At 40.7% G+C, this 25,681-nt stretch carries 19 protein-coding genes, 1 pseudogene and 1 riboswitch; of the genes and pseudogenes, 6 read left to right on the top strand and 14 right to left on the bottom strand.

What is annotated here, in order from left to right:
• The first annotated feature begins 190 nt into the window (after positions 1–190).
• A complete protein-coding gene (locus B7E06_RS18890) occupies positions 191–508 on the top strand; it encodes a hypothetical protein (RefSeq protein WP_082235471.1) in 318 nt (105 codons plus the stop codon).
• A gap of 297 nt (positions 509–805) precedes the next feature.
• Here B7E06_RS18890 and B7E06_RS18895 read toward each other — a convergent pair whose 3' ends face one another.
• From B7E06_RS18895 to B7E06_RS18925, 7 genes and pseudogenes are all read right to left on the bottom strand, one after another.
• Positions 806–2,890, bottom strand: coding sequence for a heavy metal translocating P-type ATPase (locus B7E06_RS18895; protein ID WP_082235472.1), 2,085 nt, complete (start codon positions 2,888–2,890; stop codon positions 806–808).
• An 18-nt stretch (positions 2,891–2,908) separates the two neighbouring features.
• Positions 2,909–3,145: an SHOCT domain-containing protein gene (locus B7E06_RS18900; protein WP_082235473.1), complete on the bottom strand. Its 237-nt coding sequence runs from the start codon at positions 3,143–3,145 to the stop codon at positions 2,909–2,911.
• A gap of 140 nt (positions 3,146–3,285) precedes the next feature.
• On the bottom strand, positions 3,286–4,410 hold the full coding sequence (locus B7E06_RS18905) for an MBL fold metallo-hydrolase (RefSeq protein ID WP_082235474.1): 1,125 nt from the start codon (positions 4,408–4,410) through the stop codon (positions 3,286–3,288).
• A 370-nt stretch (positions 4,411–4,780) separates the two neighbouring features.
• Positions 4,781–6,510 (bottom strand): annotated as a pseudogene (atzF, locus tag B7E06_RS18910) (allophanate hydrolase).
• Between the two features lie 23 nt (positions 6,511–6,533).
• A complete protein-coding gene (gene uca, locus B7E06_RS18915; RefSeq protein ID WP_082235475.1) occupies positions 6,534–10,166 on the bottom strand; it encodes an urea carboxylase in 3,633 nt (1,210 codons plus the stop codon).
• A gap of 62 nt (positions 10,167–10,228) precedes the next feature.
• Positions 10,229–10,879 carry an urea amidolyase associated protein UAAP2 gene (locus B7E06_RS18920; protein WP_082235476.1) on the bottom strand — a complete coding sequence of 217 codons (651 nt, stop codon included), beginning with the start codon at positions 10,877–10,879 and terminating at the stop codon, positions 10,229–10,231.
• Between the two features lie 22 nt (positions 10,880–10,901).
• Entirely contained in the window at positions 10,902–11,621 is a 720-nt protein-coding gene (locus B7E06_RS18925; protein ID WP_082235477.1) for an urea amidolyase associated protein UAAP1, read from the bottom strand.
• A 56-nt stretch (positions 11,622–11,677) separates the two neighbouring features.
• Positions 11,678–11,794: riboswitch (guanidine-I (ykkC/yxkD leader) on the bottom strand.
• A gap of 357 nt (positions 11,795–12,151) precedes the next feature.
• On the opposite strand from B7E06_RS18925, the gene B7E06_RS18930 reads away from it, so the two are divergent.
• Positions 12,152–13,510 (top strand): APC family permease, encoded by a 1,359-nt coding sequence (locus B7E06_RS18930; protein WP_082235478.1) that lies wholly within the window; start codon positions 12,152–12,154, stop codon positions 13,508–13,510.
• Between the two features lie 405 nt (positions 13,511–13,915).
• On the opposite strand, the gene B7E06_RS18935 is transcribed toward B7E06_RS18930, so the two are convergent.
• The 3 genes from B7E06_RS18935 to B7E06_RS18945 form a co-directional block, all read right to left on the bottom strand.
• Positions 13,916–14,626: a nitroreductase family protein gene (locus tag B7E06_RS18935; RefSeq protein ID WP_082235479.1), complete on the bottom strand. Its 711-nt coding sequence runs from the start codon at positions 14,624–14,626 to the stop codon at positions 13,916–13,918.
• Between the two features lie 112 nt (positions 14,627–14,738).
• Positions 14,739–15,152 (bottom strand): RrF2 family transcriptional regulator, encoded by a 414-nt coding sequence (locus tag B7E06_RS18940; protein ID WP_082235480.1) that lies wholly within the window; start codon positions 15,150–15,152, stop codon positions 14,739–14,741.
• Positions 15,153–15,406: 254 nt separating this feature from the next.
• Positions 15,407–15,922, bottom strand: coding sequence for a pyridoxamine 5'-phosphate oxidase family protein (locus B7E06_RS18945; RefSeq protein WP_082235481.1), 516 nt, complete (start codon positions 15,920–15,922; stop codon positions 15,407–15,409).
• A gap of 290 nt (positions 15,923–16,212) precedes the next feature.
• Between B7E06_RS18945 and B7E06_RS18950 the strand changes: the two genes are divergently transcribed.
• Positions 16,213–17,166, top strand: a complete 954-nt coding sequence (locus B7E06_RS18950; RefSeq protein ID WP_082235482.1) for a calcium/sodium antiporter — start codon at positions 16,213–16,215, stop codon at positions 17,164–17,166.
• 133 nt (positions 17,167–17,299) lie between these two features.
• Here the strand turns inward: B7E06_RS18950 and B7E06_RS18955 are convergent, their stop codons facing one another.
• Positions 17,300–18,121 (bottom strand): 5'-methylthioadenosine/adenosylhomocysteine nucleosidase, encoded by an 822-nt coding sequence (locus B7E06_RS18955; RefSeq protein WP_082235483.1) that lies wholly within the window; start codon positions 18,119–18,121, stop codon positions 17,300–17,302.
• A gap of 462 nt (positions 18,122–18,583) precedes the next feature.
• Here B7E06_RS18955 and B7E06_RS18960 point away from each other — a divergent pair, with 462 nt between their 5' ends.
• Genes B7E06_RS18960 through B7E06_RS18970 form a run of 3 tightly spaced genes read left to right on the top strand, consistent with a single transcriptional unit; the run spans position 18,584 to position 21,183 of the window.
• Complete coding sequence (locus B7E06_RS18960; protein WP_082235484.1) at positions 18,584–19,324, top strand: metal ABC transporter ATP-binding protein; 741 nt, start codon at positions 18,584–18,586, stop codon at positions 19,322–19,324.
• 3 nt (positions 19,325–19,327) lie between these two features.
• Positions 19,328–20,185: a metal ABC transporter permease gene (locus B7E06_RS18965; protein WP_082235485.1), complete on the top strand. Its 858-nt coding sequence runs from the start codon at positions 19,328–19,330 to the stop codon at positions 20,183–20,185.
• Between the two features lie 41 nt (positions 20,186–20,226).
• Positions 20,227–21,183, top strand: coding sequence for a metal ABC transporter substrate-binding protein (locus B7E06_RS18970; RefSeq protein WP_082235486.1), 957 nt, complete (start codon positions 20,227–20,229; stop codon positions 21,181–21,183).
• A 93-nt stretch (positions 21,184–21,276) separates the two neighbouring features.
• Here B7E06_RS18970 and B7E06_RS18975 read toward each other — a convergent pair whose 3' ends face one another.
• The 3 genes from B7E06_RS18975 to B7E06_RS18985 all read right to left on the bottom strand — a co-directional run bounded on the left by B7E06_RS18975 (position 21,277) and on the right by B7E06_RS18985 (position 25,665).
• Entirely contained in the window at positions 21,277–22,536 is a 1,260-nt protein-coding gene (locus B7E06_RS18975; protein WP_082235487.1) for an ABC transporter substrate-binding protein, read from the bottom strand.
• Between the two features lie 90 nt (positions 22,537–22,626).
• The gene (locus B7E06_RS18980; protein ID WP_179134094.1) at positions 22,627–23,856 is read right to left on the bottom strand and encodes a family 1 glycosylhydrolase; all 1,230 of its coding nucleotides are present in this window, start codon (positions 23,854–23,856) and stop codon (positions 22,627–22,629) included.
• Between the two features lie 54 nt (positions 23,857–23,910).
• Entirely contained in the window at positions 23,911–25,665 is a 1,755-nt protein-coding gene (locus tag B7E06_RS18985) for a glycoside hydrolase family 2 protein (RefSeq protein ID WP_082235489.1), read from the bottom strand.
• Positions 25,666–25,681: the final 16 nt, after the last annotated feature.

The raw sequence follows: 25,681 nt of genomic DNA on the forward strand, positions 1-25,681 counted from the left end.
GAAGAAAGAATAACTGATTGACTTAATTCTGGACTTTTTGACCAGTTATCCTGAAAACTGGCGGCTGGTCAAAAAAAGGAGAAGGAAATGTAGCAGGTTCAATATTGTAGCTAGTTCTTAACAAATTCTCCATGGATTCTCGACAGTTTATCTTTATACTAAATTTATTTCTAAAAAGGAGCTGAGTAACATGAGAAGGTTTATTATTATTGGAGCATTATCATTCGGATTGGTTGCTGCTGTCGGCGTGACAGGAGTCAGCGCTCAAAGTGGACAAATGGAGATCCTACACGAGGAAAGCATGCAAAAGATGGCAATGGAAGAGATGCATCAAAATATGCTGGATTCAAGTGCAGTCATCAATTTTGGTCAGACAAAAAAATTGATGAAAGAGATGCATCCTGAAATGACTACCCAGCAAATTAAAAACATGTACAAGCAGATGCATGGCACTAATGGAGCGGCACCCAGTGCAAACTTCAAAGAAATGAATATGAAGAAAAAATAACAAATCGAAAAAGGTGCCCTATCATCCAATTGGGATAGAAGGCCACCTTTTTTTTTAATGCCCGTTATGGCAGTTATATGATATCCTCTGAAAGGCTCAAGTTTTCAGGAAGTTTCTTATTAGAGGGCAACCGAGGGCTTCCTGATTCATAAAGTTTCCCAATCTGCCGCCTTCCTGCCTAACAAGAAACCCCCGTGTTATCCATTAGATAAAATCCACTTTACCAGTTTCCTCAGCAAAAAATTTAATCAGAAAAATAGTGGTGCGAGCTTCCAGACACCACTATTTTCTATAGTCTTATGCTTTTAAAAGCTTGGCATTGATGGCAACTATGACAGTACTGAGACTCATCAGAACCGCTCCGACGGCCGGGCTTAATATTAACCCAATGGAAGCTAATGCGCCAGCCGCTAGCGGTATGGCAACAATATTATAGCCGGCAGCCCACCATAAATTCTGGACCATTTTCCGGTACGTCTTTTTCGATAACTCCATAACACTTACTACGTCTTGAGGGTTGCTTTTCACTAGTACGACGTCTGCCGTTTCCATTGCAACATCAGTCCCGCTTCCGATAGCGATACCTAGGTCGGCAGTGGCAAGAGCTGGAGCGTCATTGACACCATCGCCTGTCATAGCCACTTTCCAGCCTTTCTGCTGGATTTTTTTAATCTGATCTGATTTATTATGCGGAAGGACTTCTGCATAGACATCCTCAATCCCTATTTGCTCTGCTACCCAATCAGCAACCTTTTGATTATCCCCTGTAAGCATGATCGGATGGATATCCATTTCTTTTAGCTTTGCGACCGCATCTTTTGCAGAGTCACGGACCATATCTGCTAACGCAATCATACCAACAAGTTCATCATCCACGAGTACAAAGACTACTGTTTTTCCTTTTTCTGAAAGGGAATTGAACTGCTCCTTATTATAGTTGAAAGAACGTTCATTGACATAACCGGGACTGACGACCATTACTTCTTTTCCTTCTACCGTTCCTTTCAAGCCTTTACCTGTCATTGATTGAAAATCAGATACTTCTTTCAGCTTCAATTCTTTTTCCTGAGCTTTATGAATGACCCCTTCTGCAAGCGGATGCTCAGAGTTCTGTTCGGCGCTGGCTGCCCATAACAAAACATCTTTTTCACTATGAGATCCTTCAGGCACAATGTCGGTTACACCGAATTCCCCTTTAGTCAGTGTACCTGTTTTGTCAAATACCACAGCATTCAAATTACGGGCCCCTTCAAAATTAGTACGGTTTCTGATCAATAAGCCTTTTTTTGCGGAAATAGACGTGGATACGGCTACTACCAATGGAGCTGCCAATCCAAGCGCGTGTGGACAAGTTATAACCATAACTGTAACCATACGCTCTAATGCCACATCGAATGCATAGCCTAACGCAAGCCAGATGAACAAGGTGCCAAAACCTGCGGTCAATGCTATATAAAACAACCACTTAGCTGCACGGTTCGCCAGATCCTGGGCTTTTGACTTAGACTCCTGAGCTTCTTTTACAAGGGTGATAACTTGAGAAAGGTAAGTATCTTCACCCGTTTTCTTTACTTCAACGATTAAAGAACCTTCCTGGTTAACTGCGCCTCCGATAACTTCCTCGTCGACATTTTTTTCCACAGGCAGGGATTCGCCCGTCAGCATCGATTCATCGATTGCAGATTTCCCTTCTGAGATAATACCATCTACAGGAATTTTTTCCCCTGGTTTTACTCGAACACGGTCCCCAGTATTCAATTCAGTTACTGGTACATCTTCAGTTTCACCATCGTCCTTGATCCGGTGCGCTTCATTTGGCATCAGCTTGACTAATTGTTCCAGCGCATTGGACGCACCCATGATCGAACGCATTTCGATCCAGTGCCCCAGCAGCATAATATCGATCAGTGTTGCCAGTTCCCAGAAGAAGTTCTTTCCGCTCCATCCAAAAACGACGAGCGAGCTGTAACCATAAGCTACGACTATAGCTAAACCAATTAATGTCATCATGCCTGGGTTCTTTTGTTTGAGTTCACTGATCCCGCCAGTAAGGAATGGCCAGCCTCCATAGAAAAAAACAATGGTGGAAAGACCGAATAAAATCCATTGATCAAATGGAAATCTCCAATCCACTCCTAAAAAATCCTGGATCATAGGAGATAGGATTAAAATCGGGATTGTCAGTAATAATGAAATGTAAAAGCGTTTTTTGAAATCCGCTACCATATCTCCATGGTCATGATGATCATGGCCGCCACTATGGTCTTCATGGTTATGGTCGTGACCGTCTTTATGGCTTTCATGGCCATTATCTTCATGGTGTGCGTGTTTGTCGTGGCTCTCTGATTCGTGTTTCACTTTGTTTTTGTTTTCCTCACTCATATTGATCCTCCTTTTCCATTACTGATCAAGCTTTCGTTTCAAACGGTCATATTCTTCTTCAGAAATTTCTCCTTTTGCCAATCTTTCCTTCAAAGTGTCGAGCGATTTATTGCTAGAAAAATTTTTCGATTTATCATTTGGACTCGGCTTCATCATCCATATAATAATTGCTATAATTGCCAGAATAATGATAATACCAATGAATCCAAACCCGAAAAATCCCCCTCCCATTCCTCCGTTCATGCCACCATTCATACCTTCGTTCACTCCTTTTCCTCATTTATGATTAATCTCCCAATTTTAACCAGAAGTATTCATTAACAATTAAATTAGGAAGGGATCCAAACTCCATACGGTGGTTTGGATCCCATTGTTCTTCTTCCTCAACCGTATGGTTAGACGGCACACCTGTTTGGGCCTACTTCCATTTCTCTTTGTTCATCTTCTTCAAGATTATTTTTCCCCATGTTGGTTTTTCTTATTTCTTCATGACTGTTTGGCTGTGGCGGCAGGTTATCCGTGACCAGGTGTATAAATTCCTCTTTATCCTTCACTTGTAATCGGTCATTCTTGTTATAGAGGTTTTCCAGCTTGTCCTGTACCGTACCATGCTCATTGATTTCTTTCATTTCTCCAAAGTGAGCAGGAAGGACAATTAAGTCTTGGGATAAGCCTTCGTAACGACCATATAAGGTTTGGTGAAGGTCATCTACCCAATCATCTGCTTTCCCTGCAAGGTCAGGCCGTCCAATGGAATCTATAAATAATATATCTCCCGTCATCAGATATTTATTGTCTACGATAAAGCTTGTACTCCCGATTGTGTGTCCAGGAGAGTAGAATGCAGAGATTTTAACAGTGCTTCCAACGGTGATTGTTGTGCCATCTCTCAGCTCATTGTAGTTAAATGCCATGCCTTCATCATCCCTTGTAGGGAAATAGTATTCAGCTTCTGTTTGTTCTGCTAATTTTTTACCACCTGATATATGGTCCGCATGAAGGTGCGTGTCTAAAACATATTTAATGGCTGTATCGTTTTCTTCGGCAAAGTTTTTATAGGTTTCCGTCGTCCTTACTGGATCGATCACAACTGCTACCCCATTTGACATGACCATGTAAGATAGACAGCCTTTCCCAATTCGAATAAATTGGTACAGCTCACCGCCGTTAGATAAATCGCTGATCTTCATTGGTTCCAGGTGCTCACTCCAGGCGGTCATTCCACCCTCAAGGTAAGTGATATCCTTAACTCCTGCTTCTTCTAGTATTTCTACTCCCTTTTGAGAAGAGATTCCTTTTGCACACACTACATAGATCGTTTGATTTTCAGGGAGCTGTTTTTTTATATCTTCCGTTTCCTGCTCTAATTTTTTAAATGGAATATTCATGCTGTTAACATTCCGCCCTTGGATAGACCAATCAATGTAGTCTTCTTCCTTGCGAATATCCAACAGGAATACGTCTTCCTCCGCGAGTACTTTTTGAGCCATTTCTTTTACTGTAATCGGTTTTAATGCCATGTTAATCCCTCCACAAAATTTTAAACATATATGGACCGCTAAGATGTATGAGGTTTAGGCAAAGAGATTTAATTACGCCAGTATAAAGATTTTTACTCTTTTTGAAGAAGTTCTTGAAATGTTAAGCAACTTCTCCTTCTGCCTATACACTTCACGGCTTAACAATTTTCAAGCCGAGGTCCACATTCTTTGAAAAACTACTAATCTCCACCCACATAAAACCATACCCCGTTAAGGTATTATAAAACGTTAAATTTTAATTACTTCTGGTCAATGTACCTCTTAAATTATAGGAAATATAAATAAAGAGCCCCTCATTAGTTCAGTTAACTAATGAGGGGCTCTATTTAAAATAGTGTAAATATTTCCTTTAATTCCTTACAGCCTCAACCTGTCTCCATCCGCCAAGAGAAGAAATATCTTCTGCTCTGGCTACAGCATATCCTTCACAAATAAAGCCTGGTACTTCAGATCCATCTTCCAGCTCTACTTTTCCGATTCCTAAAGGGGAAGGTATCAAAGTTGTGAAGTTTCCAAGGGATTCTAAAGGCATTTCCCATACCTCCACACTAATAGCTGTTCCTCCTTTATTCTGCTTAATCATACCTGGTTTAGCGGGATGACCCGGAAGCTTTATTAGCTGGTACTTCGGAGCTGTTAAAGTTTCTCTAATAAAATATGCACCACATTCACGCATTTGTTTTTCTAATGGATAGCCTCTCATATGCAGACCACAAACAACTAGATTTGTCGTTTCTCTTTTTTCATTATCCCGCTTAGTTTGCTCGTCTGCTTTTGAGCGATTCACCCAAAGATTGGCAGTACCTGCTGCTAGTCCCTCTTGTTCAGAAAGGCTGAAAATAGTAATACCAAATGGAACTTGGGGAGCCGCTTCTCCCGCTGGAACAGCTACTGCTGACAGATCAAGTAAATTGCAATGGTTCGTGTAGAGACCCATTTTGTTATTAGTTGCGATAGGGTCCTGGCTGACTTCCTCCCTTGTCCATGTCCCTCCACAAGTAGGCATGACGAGTGCAGCGTCTTTTAATAAGTTCTTCACATCTCTCTTTATAGCTTGTAGTTTGTGAATCGCTTGAAATAAGGATGGAGCGTCATAGTTTTCAGGTGAACCGGAACGTAACACTTCTTCTGTTTCAGGAACAGCTGTGGCCGGATTCGAATCGATAAACTCACCTAGTGCTGCCCAACGTTCCGCTATCCATGGGCCGTCATATAAAACTTTTGCTGCTTCTGTGAATAACTCCGTATTCACATAGACGACCGGCACCCCTAGTTCTTTCACCTTTATTACTGCTGCTTCCCAGGCTTTTTGATATTTCTTAGCAAAAGGCCCATAAAATTCAGGCGATTCTTCAGGAAGACAAATTTTTACTGGATGTTCAGGAACCAGCTTGGGCGTTTTCTTTGACCAGGGGTCTGTTGATTCTTCTCCACGGGCTTGTTCATCTATTTTTATAGCTTCGTCTAATGTATGAGTAAATACAGTGACACAGTCGATACTTTCACAAGCCGGCACTACTCCTTCTTTAGACCAGGCACCAAGGATAGGTTTAAAACCAATCAGATTATTTAAGGCAGCCGGAACGCGACCTGAGCCAGCCGTATCTGTTCCAAGAGAAAAAGCAGCCTGCCCTCTTGCAACAGCTAGGGCAGAACCTGAACTGGATCCTCCACTGATAAGTTCTTCTTTAAAAGCATTAAAGGACTTCTTGTTCCCACTAGTCCAGTAGCAAATTGGTCTAAATTTGTTTTTCCAACTGGAATCGCCCCATCAGCAATCAATCGACTGACTACCTTCGCATGCTCACCAGGTACATATGCATAATCCGCACATCCTGCCGTTGTAGGGATGGCTGCTAGATTGATATTGTCTTTAACCGCAAAGGGGACGCCCCATAGTTGAGCATCGGCCATATTTATAGTTTCCAAATGATCGAGATATGGCTGGATCCATGTGAGATCAGGAGGAGTTATCCATATATTCATAGACCGATCCTTTTCTGCACGTGAAATGATTTCCCTTATAACCTGCTTCGGACTTATTAAGCCATCCTTGTAGTTCTGCTGAAGCCAGTCCATCGTTATAAGTTCTGGTAGTTTACTCACTTAGCTGCCACCACGCTTTCTTCTTTAATTGAAGCAATCAATTGCCCTGCCTGGACTTCTTCTCCCGGCTCAACATAAAGGGATGTAATAAATCCATCACAAGGAGATTGCTGAGGGAACTCCATTTTCATACTTTCTTCTATTATAATAGGGTCCCCTTTTCTTACATATTCACCTGGAGATACGAGAACCTTCCAGACACTCCCGGGCATTTGTGAGCGGGCAGCTGTTTCTCCAACCGGGATTTCTCCTTCAGGTACGGCTTCTTCATTATCCATTTCAGATACATGCTCAGCAATGCCGGCTTCCTTCCATCTTTCTCTTTCCGCCTTGAATGCAGCCTGCTGATGTTCTTTGAATGAAGCGGCACTTTCTTTAATAGATTCCTGGAATTGCAGATATTCTCCAAGCTTGAAGGTTGTTTCTGTGATATCTGCCTCAAATCTGCCTCGTAAAAAGTCTTCTCTCATTTCCAGAAGTTCATCTGGTTCCACCGGATAAAATTGAATCTGATCAAAGAATCTAAGCAGCCATGGTTTTCCTTGTTCAAAACTCTCTGTTGAACGCAGGCGATTCCACACCTGAATCGTGCGACCGACAAACTGATAACCGCCAGGACCTTCCATTCCATACACACACATGTATGATCCACCGATACCTACCGCGTTTTCGGGTGTCCATGTTCTCGCTGGGTTATATTTCGTTGTAACTAGACGATGGCGAGGATCGGTAGGAGTCGCAAGTGGGGCTCCTAAATACACATCGCCGAGTCCAAGAACGAGGTAATTAGCATCAAAAACAATCTTCTTCACATCTTCAATGCTGTCTAAACCGTTGATACGGCGGATAAATTCCAGATTATCCGGACACCATGGTGCGTCTGGGCGCACATTTTTTTGATAACGTTCAGTGGCCAGCTGAGTGGATGGATCATTCCAGGAAAGCGGCAAACTCACTATTCTGGAAGGCACCTCAATCGATTCAAGTGGTGGCAACTGGCTATCCACTTCAAGTACTTTTTCACAGGCCTCTTTTATCGTCATTTTCAAAGGGTCAATGTGGATCTGTAAAGAACGTACACCCGGGGTCATTTCTATGGCTGGGAGACATTTTGTTTCTTTTAAATGTTCCATTAATACTTGCACCTGGAACCTTAGAAGCAGATCAAGCTCCATTTCCCCATATTCCACTAGCAGGTATTCATCACCGCTGCATCGAATCGTAATTGGGAAGCGACGGTCTGAATCCCCATAAGCAAAGATCGGATAACTTGAATCCAGCTCTTCAGTTGGGACTGGAAGATAAATTTGCGGAAGATCTTTACGCACTCCCTGGCCGATTTTCTCAATCTTTTCTTCTTGTACCTGTCGTAAGACATTGGCTTCTTCAATTGTAAGCAATTGAAAGTGTATCGTATCGCCCGGGTGCAACTGTCCGAGCTTCCAGAACTCTGCTGATGCGGTAGTCACAGGACAGACAAACCCGCCTAGACTCGGGCCGTCCGGACCTAATAATATTGGCATATCTCCAGTTAAATCAAGGGTGCCAATTGCATACGCGTTATCATGAATATTCGAAGGGTGAAGCCCTGCTTCTCCTCCATCTTCACGTGCCCATTTGGGAACTGGCCCCTTAAGACGAACCCCAGTCCTAGAACTATTAAAATGGACTTCCCACTCAGTTTCAGTCAGCTGCTCGAGATAGGTTTCGTCTAAATACTCTTTTGTACAGTGTGGTCCGGGAATCACGCCAATGGTCCATGTATTTGAAATAGCCGGCTGGTCTTCCTTAACTAGCTTTTGCAGGTTTTCGGGAACATTTCCTTTTTTCACACCGAGCACGTCTCCCGTGCGGAGTGCTCTTCCACCATGGCCGCCGAATCCTCCTAAAGTGAAGGTTGAGGAACTGCCGAGTATTTTTGGCATGTCCAAACCGCCTTCAACTAAGAAATATGTTCTCATACCTGCTTTTGCTTCATGGAAGGTCAAAACCTGCCCTCGGTTAGCGAATACAGGCTTGAACATCGGTACAGCTTGATCGTCCAGCTCTGCTTCCATATCCGCCCCTGTCAGACAGAACCACATATCATTGCGAAATCTATAAGATCCTCCTTGAAGAGTCAGCTCAAGTCCGGGTGCCTCTCGCTCATTACCTAACAGTTCATTCCCGATTCGGAAGGAATAAGGATCCATCGCTCCACAAGGTGGTACCCCTACGTCCCAGTGCCCGGTTCTCCCAGGATAGTCCTGTACAGTGGCTTGAATTCCGCCATCTAAAACTTCGATAGCATTTTCAGATGGTTGAAAGTCATTCAGCAATTGAGTAAAAACCTGTCCAAATTGAAAGCTATCTTCTTGAAGAAGCGCTTGAAGGTAAGAGAGGTTGGTTGTGATCCCGTACATTTTAGTTTCTGAAAGGGCCTGAATCAGCTTTTGGATTGCTTCACTACGGTCCTTGCCATGGACAATAACTTTGGCAAGCATCGGATCATATAAGGTGGTAATCGTGATTCCGTTCTTCACCCATGTTTCATTTCTTGCTTTTTCAGAGAAATGAGCCTGGTCCAGATAACCTGCACTTGGCCGGAAATTATGAAGGTAATCTTCGGCATATACTCGCGCCTGGATACTGTGACCTTCCATTGCCGGAACCTTTTCTTCCAGACGATAAAGTTGATCGGAAGCCTCCTTCACCATCCACTCCACTAAATCTACACCTAAGACTTCCTCTGTTACACCGTGTTCGACTTGCAGCCTCGTGTTAACCTCTAAAAAATAAAATTCTTCGCTCTTAGTGTCAAACAAAAATTCTACTGTTCCTGCACTGCGATAGCCCGCTTCTTTAGCAAGTCGTATAGCTGCTGCCGCCATATTTTTTCGTACGAACTCAGACAAGTCAGGAGCGGGACTCTCTTCGATCACTTTCTGGTTCCGTCTCTGAATGGAGCAATCACGCTCACCAAGAGATACGACTTCTCCCCTGCTGTTTCCAAAAATCTGTACCTCCACATGCCGAGCTTTACGAATATATTTCTCTAAAAATAAGCCGCCATTATTGAAATTTGATTCAGCAAGGTGGCGGACGCTTTCAAAGGCTGTACGCAGTGCTTCTTCATCGACACAAACCCGCATACCAATACCGCCTCCCCCAGCTGTACTCTTTAAAATAACAGGATAACCGATCTCTTCTCCCTTAACCACAGCTTCTTCAATCTCTTCTATTAAATCGGTTCCCGGCAGTAGTGGAACTTCAGCTCGCTCTGCCATCTCCCTCGCTGTATGTTTTAATCCGAAGATTTCCATTTGATCCGGGGTTGGCCCAATAAAAGTAATGCCTTTATCCTCACAAGCTCGAACAAAATCTGGGTTTTCACTAAGGAAGCCATAACCTGGATGAATAGCCTGTGCACCGGTATTAATAGCCGTTTGCAGAATAAGGTCTGCATTTAAATAACTATCCTTTGCGGATCCTTCTCCAATAAGTACCGCTTCATCCGCATAATCGACATGGAGACTGTCCTGATCTGCTTTTGTATAAACAGCTACAGAGGCAATTCCAAGCTTTTTTAATGTACGTTCAATTCTTACTGCAATGGCACCACGGTTCGCAATCAATACTTTTGTAAACATACAGTGTTTCCCTCTCCTTTTTACTATCGGAATATTCTGATCTTTACATTTAAAAAATGGAGCTATTGATCCCATATTAAGAGTCTTATCGGCGTTGGATTAAAACCGCTGCACGGATTATTCAATTGCGGGCAGTTGCTGATTAACACTTTAGTACGGCATCTCGCCTTCATCTCGACATAATGGCCAGGTCCGGAAATTCCGTCTTCAAAGGATAATCCTCCTTCCGGTGTAAGGGGTACATTCATGAAGAAATTAATATTAGGGGCTAGATCTCTTTTTGTATAATTCTCCCCATGCTTCGCAAGCTGGTTCATAAAGTTATCGCGGCAATTATGCATATGCAATCGATCATGGGCGTATCGGACAGTGTTACTTTGAGCGGAACAGGCACCGCCAAGCGTGTCATGACGTCCCACTGTATCTGCAACGATTTCTATAAGCTCTTTGCCCGACTCTGCTCTAAGAATTGAACCTGTCGTCAAATAGACATTTTTTTGACCCGCTATTGTAGTAAGGGCACTGTAATGATCCTCTGGCTTTTCTGCATCATAAAACAACGTATCTGCCGCTTGATTTCCCTCTTCATCTACTATTCGAAGCACCTGACCCGGAAGCAATTCGTACATCCACCCGTCTCCCGCAGGAAGCGAATAATCATACACTGCATTTTCTACTTTTCTAGAATTTATTTTGTTTGTTATCACACTCATGATTTATTCCTCCTTTAATTTTTTATTGACTGACCAATGAATAGTAATCCCAAGTATTTTCAAATGCTCGTTTGTTTTCAGGATGGTAGTTCAAACAATAATCGTCGCCTCTGACTGGAGCTGCCGGCAATACTTCCACTTTCACTGACGCCTTTGAAAAAGCCGCGGTTGGATCGAAGGGATTGGGTGTATTGGAAAGCAGCAGCAGAACATCCATCTCTGTTCGAAGAGTGACACTGTCCCCTTTCTTACTATGTCCTTCTACAAAGTGCATATCTCCACTCTCATCCACAAAGATCTTTGAAAATAAGTTAACAACTGGCCCCATGTCCCGGCTCTCCAGTCCATTTCTCACTAATTCCATTGCAAAGTTTTCCTGGCCGCTTCGATACCACTCATTTTGAATTTGCTGATAGGTTGTTTTACCATATTTTTCATCCGTAAGCTGCCTTGTCGTATAACCGCCGATTGGATCATGCCACCCAAGGTCATCTTCCAAAATGCTTACCATAGCCTGCCCATTATCACTCATTAAAATATTTCCCTTCGTTAAATGAGAAGTATGCTGAGCTTTCAATGTATCCGGCATGTTGTACTTTTCGCTTCTATTCCTTTCATTAAAAAATAAACAAGAAAGATTGGCTCCCTCCTCAAGCGCCGTAATTTTAATTTGCTTTCCTCTCGATATGCTGCCTGACCACTTTGCTCCTGCACGTAATGTCCGAGTCCAAAGGTTTCCCATCAAAATTCCTCCTTAAGATAATTTCTAATAAAAATAAAAAGCCTGGGAGATTTAGAATCTCCCAGGCTTTTGTCCCTCCGTGTATATAGGTTAATTATTGAACACTAACCTATACCGCTCTCTCTTGGACCTGACTTGATACTTTAATCAACGGAACCCTAGAAAGCTTTTTTGTCCTCGACTTCGAGAACCTTTATTAAATTTTGATTGTAATTGGAATTATAGCTACTAATCCATCTTCCCCGCAACACACATGTGAGATTATCTTACATAGTTTTTAAATCTATTAATAAATTAATTATGCGATCAAAAACTATAATGATTTCGTTTTTAAAACTTTGCATACTCCCTGTATTTATTAAAAGAAGGACAAAAAACATAAAAAAGGCAAACCAAAAAATATGTAAGAAAACCTTACATGATAGTTGTATTTTAAATTTTTCCAATGAAGAATTAGACACAAGCTTAAATTACCAATTACTTTTATTTATCTGTCGACTGGTATTAACAAAAAGTGGAAGGAGTTCCCTATGAATGAGCAACCAAAATTAAAAAGAACATTAACGTTATGGCAGGTTATTTTTTTAGGCCTTGCCTGGAACACTCCAATGATTTACTTCTCAGTTTTTGGCGTCGCTTTTGAAGGCGCCAACGGTTTTTTAACAGCAGCCTACTTTATAGCTGTCTTGGCAGTCCTATTTACAGGGGCAAGCTATGCCATTATGGCAAAGAAAATTCCGATTGCCGGATCTGCTTATACCTTCGCAAAAAAAGCCATCCATCCGAATGTCGGCTTTCTCGTTGGATGGGTATTATTATTAAACTATCTATTTGCACCAATTATCGCTGCTATTACATTCGGTATATTCCTAAACGCTGAGTTCCCAGCTGTTCCTGCATATGTATGGATTATGGGATTGATTACACTGCTGGCATTCATCGCTATTCGCGGTGTGAGTTCTTCAGCCAATATCAGCCGACTATTCGTTATCCTGCAAATCATCTTTATGGTAGTGTTCTGTTCCTATTTGGTCTATGGAATTTTAGGAGACGGCGGGACTGGAAGCCTAGTGTCTACAGCTCCTTTTATAAATGTAGATTTATCACTTTCTGTTGCCCTGGCAGGTGCCTCAATTGTTGTTTTTTCTTTCTTAGGCTTTGATACGATGACCACCTTATCTGAAGAAACGATTAATCCTAAAAAAACTATTCCAAAAGCCATTTTTATTATGATAGCCATTGTCGGAGTTCTGCATATTAGGACCTCTTATTTTATTCAGCTATCCCATCCTGGTTTCACTTTCAGCAATCCTGATTCCGCTGCACTGGAACTCGTCAGTATTGTGGGGGGGAGTTTACTGCGATCTATATTCATAACCGTCTTGATTGCTGCCATTTTTACACAAGGATTGGCTTCAGTGACCAGTGTATCCAGATTGTTATATGTTATGGGGCGAGATTCTATTCTACCGAAGAAGATATTTGGCTATGTTCACCCTAAGTTTAAAACACCAGCAATCAATATCATCATTGCCTCTGTTATTTCATTACTGGCTATCTTTATCAACATTGATGATGCGATTCGCTTCGTGAACTTTGGAGCACTAAGCGCCTTTTTCTTCGTAAATGTTTGTGTCATCAGCCTCTTCTTTAAAAATAAAGAAAAGCACAGAATTTCTTATGTCCTCGCAAACCTTCTATGTCCTATAATTGGTGCTGTGTTTATCGCCTGGCTTCTTGCTTTACTTGATACTCCCACCATTATGGGCGGGTTATTATGGATGGCTGCAGGATCCATTTATTTAATTTATCTTACGAATGGATTTAAACTGCCGCTGCCGAGAAGCACGAAAGAAAAGACTGTTGCCGAACAGAATCAGGCGATTTAAAAGCCATCTATCTTATAAAAAAAGGACAGGCTATGTTCTAAATGAACACAGCTTGGCCTTTTTTGTTATATGATTTAAAGTTTAATTGTCCTCATAGATCAGAAATTGTTGAATTAGTTATTTCCTGGGAAATTAGAGTCCTATTTTAGGGGATTTTGAATTTAAAGAGAGTTATAATTTACCTTTCATATTTTCATATTAAAATGGGTGAAATTATTTTCAGCTTGTTTATCGCTAATTTGCCTTTTATTGTGAATCACATTTAGTTCCCCAGAAATTCTTATATAATAACTAGACTCTTATTTCTGTATAACTTCACCTGTTATCGTAATAACGTTATTTTCATTCTAGATATAAAAAAGCTTCTCAAAAGTTCAGTGAACTAATGAGAAGCTTTTTGCAATTTTATTCGTAACGATCCCACTCAACCACACTTTCCATAGGAAGACGTGTTTTCTGGAAGCCAGCTTTAACTCCTTTACCAAGGGAAATCAACATAACTGTTGTATAATTCTCTGGTACATTGAAGGCTTTCATGAATTGTTCTTCATCATATCCTCCCATTGGTACGGTATCGAATCCTTTCGCTTTTGCAGCAAGCATGAACTGCATGGCAACAATTCCTCCGTCAATGTGAGCAATTTTTTCAAGTCGCTCTTGAGGGAAGTTTCCGTAGGTATCAAAGATGCTGTTGACGTACATATTCTTCACATCTTCGGGCATATTGCCTTTTTCAGCGATTTGAGAATAGATTTGTTCGGCATTTTCATAGGCTTTTTTATCTCCGAGTACTGCAATGACAGCTGACGCATCTACTATTTGCTGCTGGTTATTTGCAATAGGAAGCAATCGTTCTTTATCTTCCTGCTTGTCCATCACTAAAAAACGCCAGGATTGCAGGTTAGAAGAAGATGGTGCTAATGTTGCGGTTTCCAGCAGCTCTTCAATTTCTTTACGGTCAATCTTATATTCTGGATCATACTGACGGACAGAGCGTCGCTCTTTTGCTACCGTTAGAAATTCGGTATTTTCAAGGTCTTTTGGAGCTTCCTTCGTCGTATCGATTTCTTTTACTTTATTGAGGTATTCTTCTTTTGTCATAGTTTCCTTGGACATAAGTATGCCCTCCTTTAATTGTATCTTTCAAAAATACAGTATAGAGAAGTAACTGTTACTTTGTCAAATACAGTTACTTATAAAAAGAAAACGAAACGGCTATCGTTTCGTTTTACTGTTCGATAAGATCAGACAAAGCCTTCGTTCTTAATCCTCCCAAAATCCAAGACTCCATTTCACTTTGCAAATCACAAAGAGACTGTTGAGACGTATCTGAAAAACAGTGTTTCCCTTCCGTCTCAAAATAGTCTTTCACCACCGTCTCAGCGCTTATAGCTTCATATACCTCAGAAAGCTTAATATCTTCTGGTTTTTTAATGAGAGAATACCCACCATCCCGGCCTTCTTTAGCACTTATGATCCCGGCCTTAACTAAGTGAGTTAGAATCTTACGGAGATAGACAGATTGAGATTCAAGCTTCTCAGCAAGCTTTCCACTCGGGCAGCGATTTTCGTTTTCAGCTAAAACGATTAATGCTTTCAGGGCCATACTAAACCAACGTACATTATTCATTTTTTCTGCCATCGTTTCACCTCTTTATCTAAGATATATTTTGTTACATGTGTAAGCAAAAGTCAAAACAATAGGCAGATCAATCCTTACAGTTATTCAATAGTAAAGCTTTGATACCGCTAAACAGACCCATTACGCGTGCCCTTTCAAACAAACCTAAAAGAGCCTATTTCCTCTATAAGGAAATAGGCTCTTCCGTTCAAATATATTAATTATATTCAGGATATCGTACCCATAAAATCATCCTGATTTTCTATCCCAAAAAGTTATCTCTCGTTTTCATTAAAGTTAACAGTATCTTTTAATTTGTTGTCATCATCTAATGTATTCTTGCTGGCCATCTTTTTCACAAATTCTTTAACGACCTTGACGCTCAAGCCAGACTCCCAGTATTCAGCGATTTCAGGGGTCACTTTGACGAGTACCACATTCGGATCATCGGCAGAAGCGTTGAGCACTTTTTCGACAATCTTATTCCAGTATTCTTTCTTTTTCTCATCATCCTGGACAAATTCAGCCGTTCCGCTGATTGAAACGTAAGAACTGCCGGCATATGCCAGGTTAATAGCAGGGTTACGGTTGATCTCCTCATATTTCTCTGTATCTTTTTTTGTAATGAACCAGATCTCTTCCCTATCCATAAGTACTTCCTGTGTATGCATCGGGCGGGACATCAATCTGCCTTCCTGAGATACCGTTGTGAGCATTGCCACCTTCTCATCTTTAATCAAGTCTTTAATGTACTTAATGGTTTCCTTGTTTTCTGTGTTTTCATTAGCCATTTATATTACCCTCCTTATGTTTCTTGGCCTTTACTTTTTTCTTTTTCAAAGAGATTCTTCTTCTTCCTTTTCCCAGAAACAAACAAATTTACACTTTTCCCTCTTTAGGGGCCCCAATCATTTCCACTATCCAGGGGTTAGCAGACGATACCAAACTAAAAGACCTCCCCCTCCTTTTCTCTACTAGAACATATACTTACCAGCTTTTAAGGAAAATCCAAAACATTTTAAATTAAGCAAAAATAGGGTATGAGTAAACTATTAAAAATGAAGGAGTTTGAACAGAAACTATGCCATACATTTTATTAATTGCAGGCTTCGGTTTATTAATTAAAGGAGCCGATTGGTTCGTTGATGGTTCTTCTAACATTGCCAGGCTGCTCCGTGTTCCACCTATATTGATAGGGTTAACAATTGTAGCTTTTGGCACAAGTTCTCCTGAGGCAACTGTCAGCATCATTGCAGCTTTACAAGGAAATGCTGAAGTTTCACTCGGTAATGTTGTAGGGAGCAATATCTTCAACATTACTTTAGTTGTAGGTATAGCAGCCTTCCTATATCCATTAATGGTAGAGAGTGAAACAACCAAAAAAGAAATTCCATTCATATTGCTTGCTAGCGGAGCTTTACTCGTGCTTATAAGTGATACGGAATTACAGGGGTTAAGTGAAAATTTGCTAACACGCAGTGACGGCATTATCTTTTTATTGTTTTTATGCATTTTTATGTACTATGTAATTGAAGTTGGCCTGAAAAGTCGAAAAGAATCGATACATGAACCAGTTCCTTCAAATATTACATGGGGAAAAAACACTGGTTTATCGTTAGCAGGTTTAGCAGCTATTATTTTTGGCGGCGACTTGGTGGTAGACAACGGTACAGAGATTGCTTATGATCTGGGGATGAGTAATACATTAGTGGGGTTAACCATCATTGCGATTGGAACGTCGCTTCCAGAACTTGTGACCTCCATATCCGCTGCAATAAAGAAAGAAAGCGGAATTGCACTGGGGAATGTGGTAGGTAGTAATATTTTCAATATTTTATTTGTACTTGGAGCTTCCGCAGTGATTTCGCCTTTAAATGTAAATGGAAAGATATTTATCGATGTGATGATCATGATTGCATTAAGTTTGTTATTGTTCTTATTTTCAAGGACCAATTATAAAATTGGCAAAACAGAGGGTTTCGTCCTTATGACCTTGTACATTATTTATCTAGTTTACATTATTTTAAGAAACTGAGATTTTTTATTTAGTTTATTGAACAAAAATAAATAAAAAAAGACAGAAAGATAGGCTTTCTGTCTTTTGTTCAACCTAGCCTAACCTTCACTATCTCTGAAGAAAATTGAAATCAGGCTTTTCTTTTTCATTCTTATAAGTTTTTTAACATTTCTTCAATCACATGACTTGAGTTCTTCGCTGCTTCTTCTACAAAGTTTTCTTGAATTCCAGCAGCTTCTTCTCCAGCATCATCGGAAGCTGAGCGAATGACTACGTACGGGATTTCGTTTAAGTAAGCAACTTGTCCAACCGCTGCTCCCTCCATCTCAACTACATACGCATCAAACGTTTCATAAATCCAGTCCGTTTTTTCTTCGCTTGCGATGAATTGGTCACCTGTCGCAATCGGTCCCTTGAATACATCAACATAATCAGGAAGACCTTTCGTACCTTTCTCAGCTAGCTTAACCAGATCTTTATCTGCTTCAAAATACCTTGTATCCATGTATGGAATTTGTCCTGGTTTGAAATCTTTAGCCGTTTCGTCCATGTCATGATGCACGGTCTTCGTAGAAATAACGATGTCTCCAAGACCTAGATCAGGATGGATACCGCCTGCAACGCCAGAGTTAATTAATACATCCGCTTCAAAATCACTGATGAGCATTTGAGCCGCGGAAGCTGCATTCACTTTCCCTATTCCTGATTTTACAAGTACAATGGGCTGACCTTCTAAATTTCCTTCGTAAAAGGTTAATTCCCCTTTTTTAGTTGTTTCTTCCACTTCCATATGAGAATGAAGAATGTCAATTTCTACTTGCATTGGACCAATGATTCCTATTACTTTCTCTTCCTCTTTTTTCTCCTCTTGGTCAGCCGCTCCTGTATCCTTTGTCTGGTCTCCGCAACCCGCAAGCAAGAAAGCTAAAAACACAGCACCAATTAAACAACTTACCTTTTGCTTTAAACTCATGCTATTCCTCCTGTTAACAAAATAAAATACGAACATTATGTATTGAAAATATAAAAATGTACGTGTTTTATTTTACACAACTCCCTCCCCATTGCCAACCCTACTTTTCGAATTTGTATAAACCGAATTTAAATGGTGCTTACACACCCGCATACCTACTTAATTTTTAATTCGTATAAGTTTAAATCTCCATAAAGCACCTTCCCTGAAGCATGCTCTTTTTTAATAAAAAAAGTTTTTTATTAAAATTGTTGACTTTTTATGGATTCAACCATATATTTTGTATACAGGAAACTTTTTAGTTTACACGCAATCCCTATTTCAAAAAAGGGTCATTTTTTTACCCAAAAATTTGCACAAAGGAAAATTAAATGCTTAAAGTAAAATTTCGTGATATCACGCTAAATTAACTCATATAGTCTCATTACATCTACCGAGCTTTAGCGTTTTAGGAGGAAAATCATGAAGAATCCTGCAATCTCTATAGAAAATCTACATGTTTCCTATTATGGAAATGAAGCAGTGAAAGGAGTTAGTTTATCCATAAATCCAGGTAACCTTGTTGGAATCATTGGCCCGAATGGTGCTGGGAAATCCACCTTTATAAAAGCGATACTGGAGCTTATTCCAATGGATAAAGGAACCATCAAAGTATTAGGAAAACCAGTTAAAGAAGTACGGAAAAAAATTGCCTATGTTCCCCAGCGTAATGATATTGACTGGGACTTCCCTATAACGGTACTGGATGCGGTTCTTATCGGGACTTACCCTGGATTAAAACTTTTCAGACGTCCTAAGAAAATAGATAAAGAATGGGCGCTGAAATGTTTGCAACGTGTCGGCATGGAAGATTTCAGCAAGAGACAAATTGGTGAACTTTCTGGTGGTCAGCAGCAGCGAGTATTCCTTGCGCGTGCACTTGCTCAAAAGGCTGATTTATTTTTTCTTGATGAGCCTTTTGTCGGTGTTGACGTATCCAGTGAAGAGACGATTGTTAATATTTTAAAAGAACTTTGCCAGCAAGGAAAGACGGTTATTGTCGTTCACCATGACCTAAGCAAAGCAAATGATTATTTTAATAAACTTATCCTGTTAAACAGGGAATTGATCAGCTACGGAGCGGTCAGCGAAGTATTCCAGCCCGGTATTATTGAAAGAGCTTATCAAGGACAATTCGCTTTTATGAAAGAGTTAGGGGTGTAGATCATGGCATTTGTGGAAGCGGTTATGCAGTATGGATTCTTGCAAAAAGCATTATTAACGTCCGTTATGGTTGGTATTATCTGTGGAGTTATAGGCTGTTTTATCATTCTCAGAGGAATGGCACTTATGGGAGACGCCATTTCACATGCGGTCTTACCAGGGGTCGCTATCTCTTATGTATTAGGCATTAATTTTTTCTTCGGTGCTATTTTCAGTGGTGTACTGACAGCCATTGCAATAGGATTTGTCACTCAAAACAGCCGGATTAAACATGATACCTCCATTGGCATTATGTTCACCGCAGCATTCGCGTCTGGGATCATAGTGATTACGATGCTGAAAAGCAGTACGGATTTATACCATATCTTATTTGGAAACGTACTGGCCGTCCGACCCTCAGATATGTGGATTACCTTAGGAATCGGGCTCCTTGTTCTTTCAGCCGTCTATCTCTTTTATAAAGAATTGCTTGTCACATCGTTTGATGAAACGATGGGTGCGGCTTACGGATTACCCGTGCGCCTGATTCATTATTTCCTTATGACCCTGCTCACAATGGTTACTGTTGCTTCCCTACAGACGGTAGGTATTGTTCTAGTTGTAGCCATGTTAATCACGCCGGCAGCAACGGCCTACCTTTTAACTGAACGTTTATGGATCATGATTTTTCTGGCCGCAGGAATTGGAACCATTTCCTCGATTGTCGGCCTTTACTTTAGTTTCACTTACAACCTGGCTTCGGGAGCCACCATTGTTATTTCAGCAACAGCCATCTTTGTTCTCGTATTCCTTTTCTCTCCGAAGCATGGATTGGTATGGAAAACATTAAAAGTCAGAAAGAAGAGAGCTTCATTAACTTAGTATTCTAACAAAATATATAAATAAACTTGGAGGAAAGTCGAATGATTAAGAAGAAATTAATTATTTTAGCAACTTCTCTATTTACCCTAATACTGCTAGCAGCCTGTGGAGGCGAAGAAACCAGTCGGAATGAATCGGAAGCCACGGAAGACAGCAAGGGAAAAGTTCAAGTCGTCACCACATATTCTGTAGTATATGACATCGTAAAGAATGTCGGCGGAGATTTAGTTGACATTCATAGTTTAGCCCCTATCGGATCGAACCCTCATGAATATGATCCACTGCCAGAAGACGTACAGAAAACGACCGATGCAGATGCTGTTTTCTACAACGGTTTAAATTTGGAAGCAGGTAACGCCTGGTTCGACAACCTGATGGAAACGGCTGGAAAAGATGGCGAGGATGCTCCTGTTTTCCTTATGAGTGAAAACGTCGAAGCGATGTACTTAACAACAGAAGGCAAGGAAGGCGAAGAGGACCCTCACGCATGGTTAGATATACGTAACGGCATTAAATATGCTGAAAATGCTAGAGATGGACTGATCGAAGTAGATCCTGAAAACAAAGAAATCTATGAAGAGAATGCCAAAAATTATATTAATAGACTACAGGAACTGCATGACAAAGCTGTAAAACAGTTCAATGACATCCCTGAAGAGGAACGGATTCTCGTTACAAGTGAAGGAGCATTTAAATACTTCAGTGAAGCCTATGGGTTCCAGGCCGAATATATCTGGGAAATTAACCAGGAAAACCAGGGAACTCCAGATCAAATTACGCGTATTGTTGATATCATCAACGACAATGAGCTTACAGGATTATTCTTGGAAACAAGTATTGATGCTAGAAGCATGGAGTCTGTGTCTGCTGAAACCGGTGTGCCAATAGAGGGTAAAGTATTTACGGATTCTTTAGCTGAGCCAGGCGAAGATGGAGATACCTATATTGATATGATGGAATGGAACATTGAAACTATTAAAGAGGGATTAAGTAAATGATAAAAAAGCGGTTATGCCTTCAGAAGCATGACCGCTTCTTTACTCTTAGGAGGAGGAAACAAAAAAAGAAAGAGCGGAATCCGCCCTTTCCCTTTACTCCATTTTTGCTTTTGATTCTTTAACTGCGTCTTCCATGGCTTGTTTCGCATCTTTTTGGCCAAGCAGTACAAGGTTTACCTCTTCAAACAGAGGATCCGAAGTTTGTCCCCAGTTAGGAACATCAGGCGGAAATTTAACATAGTCAAACTGTTGGGCAACATTTGGCTGGTGGTCAAGCTCCTTAAATTTGTCGCTTTCTAGCACAGCCTTTGATGCTGGTGCCTGACCAGCTTCTGCCCAGGATATACTGTTTTCTCCAACGTAACTTATGAATTCTTTAATCCCTGCAATTTTTTTCTCATCTTTTACACTATCCAAAATAACAAAATTATGAGAGTTTCCATATACAGCCTGCGTATCCGTTCCTAATTGGGGAATCGGTGCACTGCCAAAATCTATATCTGATTCTTTAAACTGATTGATCATCCACGGCCCATTGAGTATCATACCGGCTCTCTGTTGTAAAAAGAGTGGAGTAGGACTGTCCTGAACGTCACTCGGTGCTACGTTATACTTTTCTATGAGATCTCTTTCAAATTGAAGGGCATCTATAACAGGCTTTGTGTCATAATTAATTTCTTTGTCGTCTGTAATTAATTCACCGCCGTTTTGATATACAATCGTAGGAAAGATAAAGTCCTGCAATCCTCCTGTTGGCACAACTGTTCCATATTGACCTTTATCCTTATTCGTAAGTTTTTTAGCAATTTCCAGAAATTCCTTTCTGTTTTTCGGAGGTTTGTTTGGATCCAGTCCCGCTTCCTTAAACATATCCTTATTCCAATATAAAATAAGAGGGTGAATATCCAGCGGAACACCATAGAGTTTACCATTATAAGATGCACCTTCCCATGCATTTTCGTGATAATTCTCTTTCTTTACAAGATCGCCTGTCAAATCATCCATCTGCTTTAATATGCCTTTGTCTGCATAAGTAGGAAGGTGATTAGCATGTACAATAGACAAATCTGGCACATTCTTCTTATCTTGTATCGCTAGGTCAAGTGTTTTGTAATAGTCCTCATTCGGTTTAATTTCTAGGTTAACTTCATATTGGTTCTGCGAATCATTAAATCCATCAACAATTTCTTTCATTTTAGGACCGTCTGGACCTGAGAATGGAGTCCAGAAAGTTATTTTCTTCACATTTCCTTCATCCTGTCCGTTTTCCCCGCTGCTTTCTGAGGAACATCCCATAACACCGATAACTAATAGGACAGAAAGCATACATGCCAAAAAATATTTCACCTTCATTTGTATCCCCCTTTTGTTATATGGTTTCAGCCAAATAAAATCACTAAATAAACAACTAAAGCTATATGTACCTTATTACGGATAAACACATTAATTTAATTTTGTCCTCTTAACTAATTCTTTAAATTTTCTGCCCGCTCTATTTTCCTTCCGAATCATTTGCCCTTTGTCATTCATTTTTAACGTGTACAGCCCAAAAGGCATGAGCTCCTCTTCTGCACTTTTTCCGGATGTACGATACTCCCAATCTACTAAATCAAAGAAAGGGAACCATGTATAACCAAGCAGTTCTATCCCCTCTTTTCTAATGGAAAAACAGGCTTCGACTGACTCTTTCAGCCAGTCTACCCTTTCTTCTTCTGAACCTCTAAAACTAGTCTCCGTAATCATGATAGGGGTATTATAACGACTTACCGCTTCGCGGATAATATCCTTAAGCTCTTCACCTGTACCTAAGACATGAGGATAAATGATATATCCCTTCTTATCTCGTTTCACTTCATGTACACTGAATTGCGGATAATAATTGATGCCCACTATATCAAAGCTGCAATGATGTTCCTGGAACCATTTCAATTGTTCTATCGTTAAACCATATTGCAGCATAAGATTGTACAATGGATGCCCATCATTCACGCGGCCACTTAGAAGCTCCCACATAACAAACCGATTTTCATTCCATATATCCACCTCTGGCTGCAGTTCTTCGTCATAAGTGAAGTATTTCTTCGTAGCGTCAACGTGTACCATCACTGCATCTTTATCAATGGATTGGATGGCCTTGATGGTTTTGATAATACCTTTTCCTAATTGCATAATCATGTGGTAAAACCCTTGAAGCCCTGTATGATAAGGCGGCCATACACCATTCAGCCCACAAAATTCCGCATTTACATATGGCTCATTGAGGGGAGTATAGTATTTGACAATATGACTATACCTTTTTGTAAATGCAGCAGCATATGCAGCGACACATTCAGGGTATCTTCCATTACTAAACTCATTCTTTAACCAGTGAGGGGTCCCATAATGCATAAGATCTATGATTGGTATCAAATCCGTATGATTATGGAAATACTCCATAACTTCATCTACCCATTCCCAATCATAGGCCCCTTCTTTTTTCTCAACCTTATACCATGGGATTCCATAACGAATCATCCTTGCCCCGGACTCCCGTGCCAGCTCCAAGTCTTCTTTCCACAATTCATAATGCTGAGTTAGCGCATATTCATCTAACGGACGTTCTCCTTTTTCTACCTGAGTTACGAAAGTATCCTCAATCCCTACAGCCCATATAAAGTCCTTATGTTGCTCCACTACAGCATCACCCCTATAAAAAAATCGGATGGCATCATACCATCCGATATTTAATTATTTCTGGTCATTAATTTTTTTTATTTTTTCTAATTCACATTTTGGCTTTCGATCATAGGTTAACAATCCATTGATCTCCTGTTCGACATCGGTAAGCTGTGTATAGCAATAACCTTGCAAGATTGGTGATTGCTGTAAGGTTTCTGTTTGTCTGCGATATTCTTCAATAAGGTCCTCACTCTTGCTTACTGAAGAATAACCCCAGCCTTTTTCTCCGATTTCATAAGCAATTCCACCATATTCTGTTACCATGATAGGTTCGCCACGATATGAAAAGCCTTCAGCGTATACAGGTCGGTCAGCAGCTGTCATCCCAGTTGCTGATTCAATGTCTTTAAAATAATTAGCCATTATATCGGCTGATCGGTAGTTATGGACACCGCAAATATCTGAAATAGTATGTTCCCATCCTTCATTAGAAAGGACCGGCCGGGTAGTATCAAGGGATTTGGTTAAGTAGTACATGCCTAACGAATGATGCTGCTGCTGGGTTTCCTGTGCCACTCTGGAAATTCCCCAGCTCTCATTTAATGGGACCCAAGCAACTATACTAGGATGACTATAATCCCTTTTGACCGCCTCTCCCCATTCAGCAGATATTCTTCTGACAGCATCTTCACTATATTCGGCAGTGTTAGCCATTTCTCCCCAAACTAGGAATCCCAGCTTATCTGCCCAATAAAAGTAACGGGGGTCTTCTACTTTCTGATGTTTACGTGCTCCATTGAAACCCATTTCTTTAGCAAGGACAATGTCCTGCTTCAAGTCTTCATCTGCAGGTGCTGTCAACAATGCCCCTGGAAAGTATCCTTGGTCAAGAACCAGTTTTTGATAGTAAGGCTTATTATTTAGACGGAATTCGCCATTATCTATCGACACTTTTCTCATACCGAAGTAGCTATTGACTTTATCAGCCTCTCGACCATCTTTTATCAATTTCAATTCCACATCAAACAAATGAGGCGATTCCGGGGTCCAGTACCATCCAGCGTGGTGGATATTACTGCGATCGGTAAACCTGTTTCTTAAATTGAAACTTTGCTTCTTATATTTTTCAAAAACGGTGGCACGGTCAGAAATGATGGTTTGACCTTCAAACTGTATTGTCACATTCAACTCCACATTTTCACCGATTTCCCCGGCGAACTCTGCTTCCAGCTCGATGTCGCCTCTGTCAATCTGTGGCGTCCAGCGTATAGATTCAATATGAGTTTTTTCTACAGCTTCCATCCAGACTGTCTGCCAAATTCCTGTTGTCCTTGTGTAAAAGATAGATTCTGGTTTCTCATGCCAATACTGTTTTCCACGCGGAATTGTTTCGTCTTTAGAAGGATCCTCTACACGTACTACTAAATCGTTGCTTCCTTCTTTGATCGTATGTGTGATGTCTGCTTGGAACGGAGTGTTTCCGCCTTCATGGAAAGTGACCATTTCTCCATTAACATACACCCAGGCTCGATAATCTACTGCTCCAAAATGAAGCAATATCTCTTTCCCCTCCCACTTTTCAGGGATATCAAATTCGCGATGATACCAGACGATATCATGGAAAGAAGGATCATTGATGCCGCTCTCCTCTGTCTGATAGGCAAAAGGAACAAGAATTTTTTTCTCCTTCGGAAAGGACTCATACCATTTTTCCCTCAACCCTTTATTACTATCATCGAAGGAAAAATCCCATTCTCCATTAAGATTAACCCAATCTTCTCGTACAAATTGCGGCCGGGGATATTCATTACGGATATTACTCATCGTTCTCCTCCTATTC

Source organism: Halobacillus massiliensis (genome assembly GCF_900166625.1).
Classification (GTDB): domain Bacteria; phylum Bacillota; class Bacilli; order Bacillales; family Halobacillaceae; genus Halobacillus_A; species Halobacillus_A massiliensis.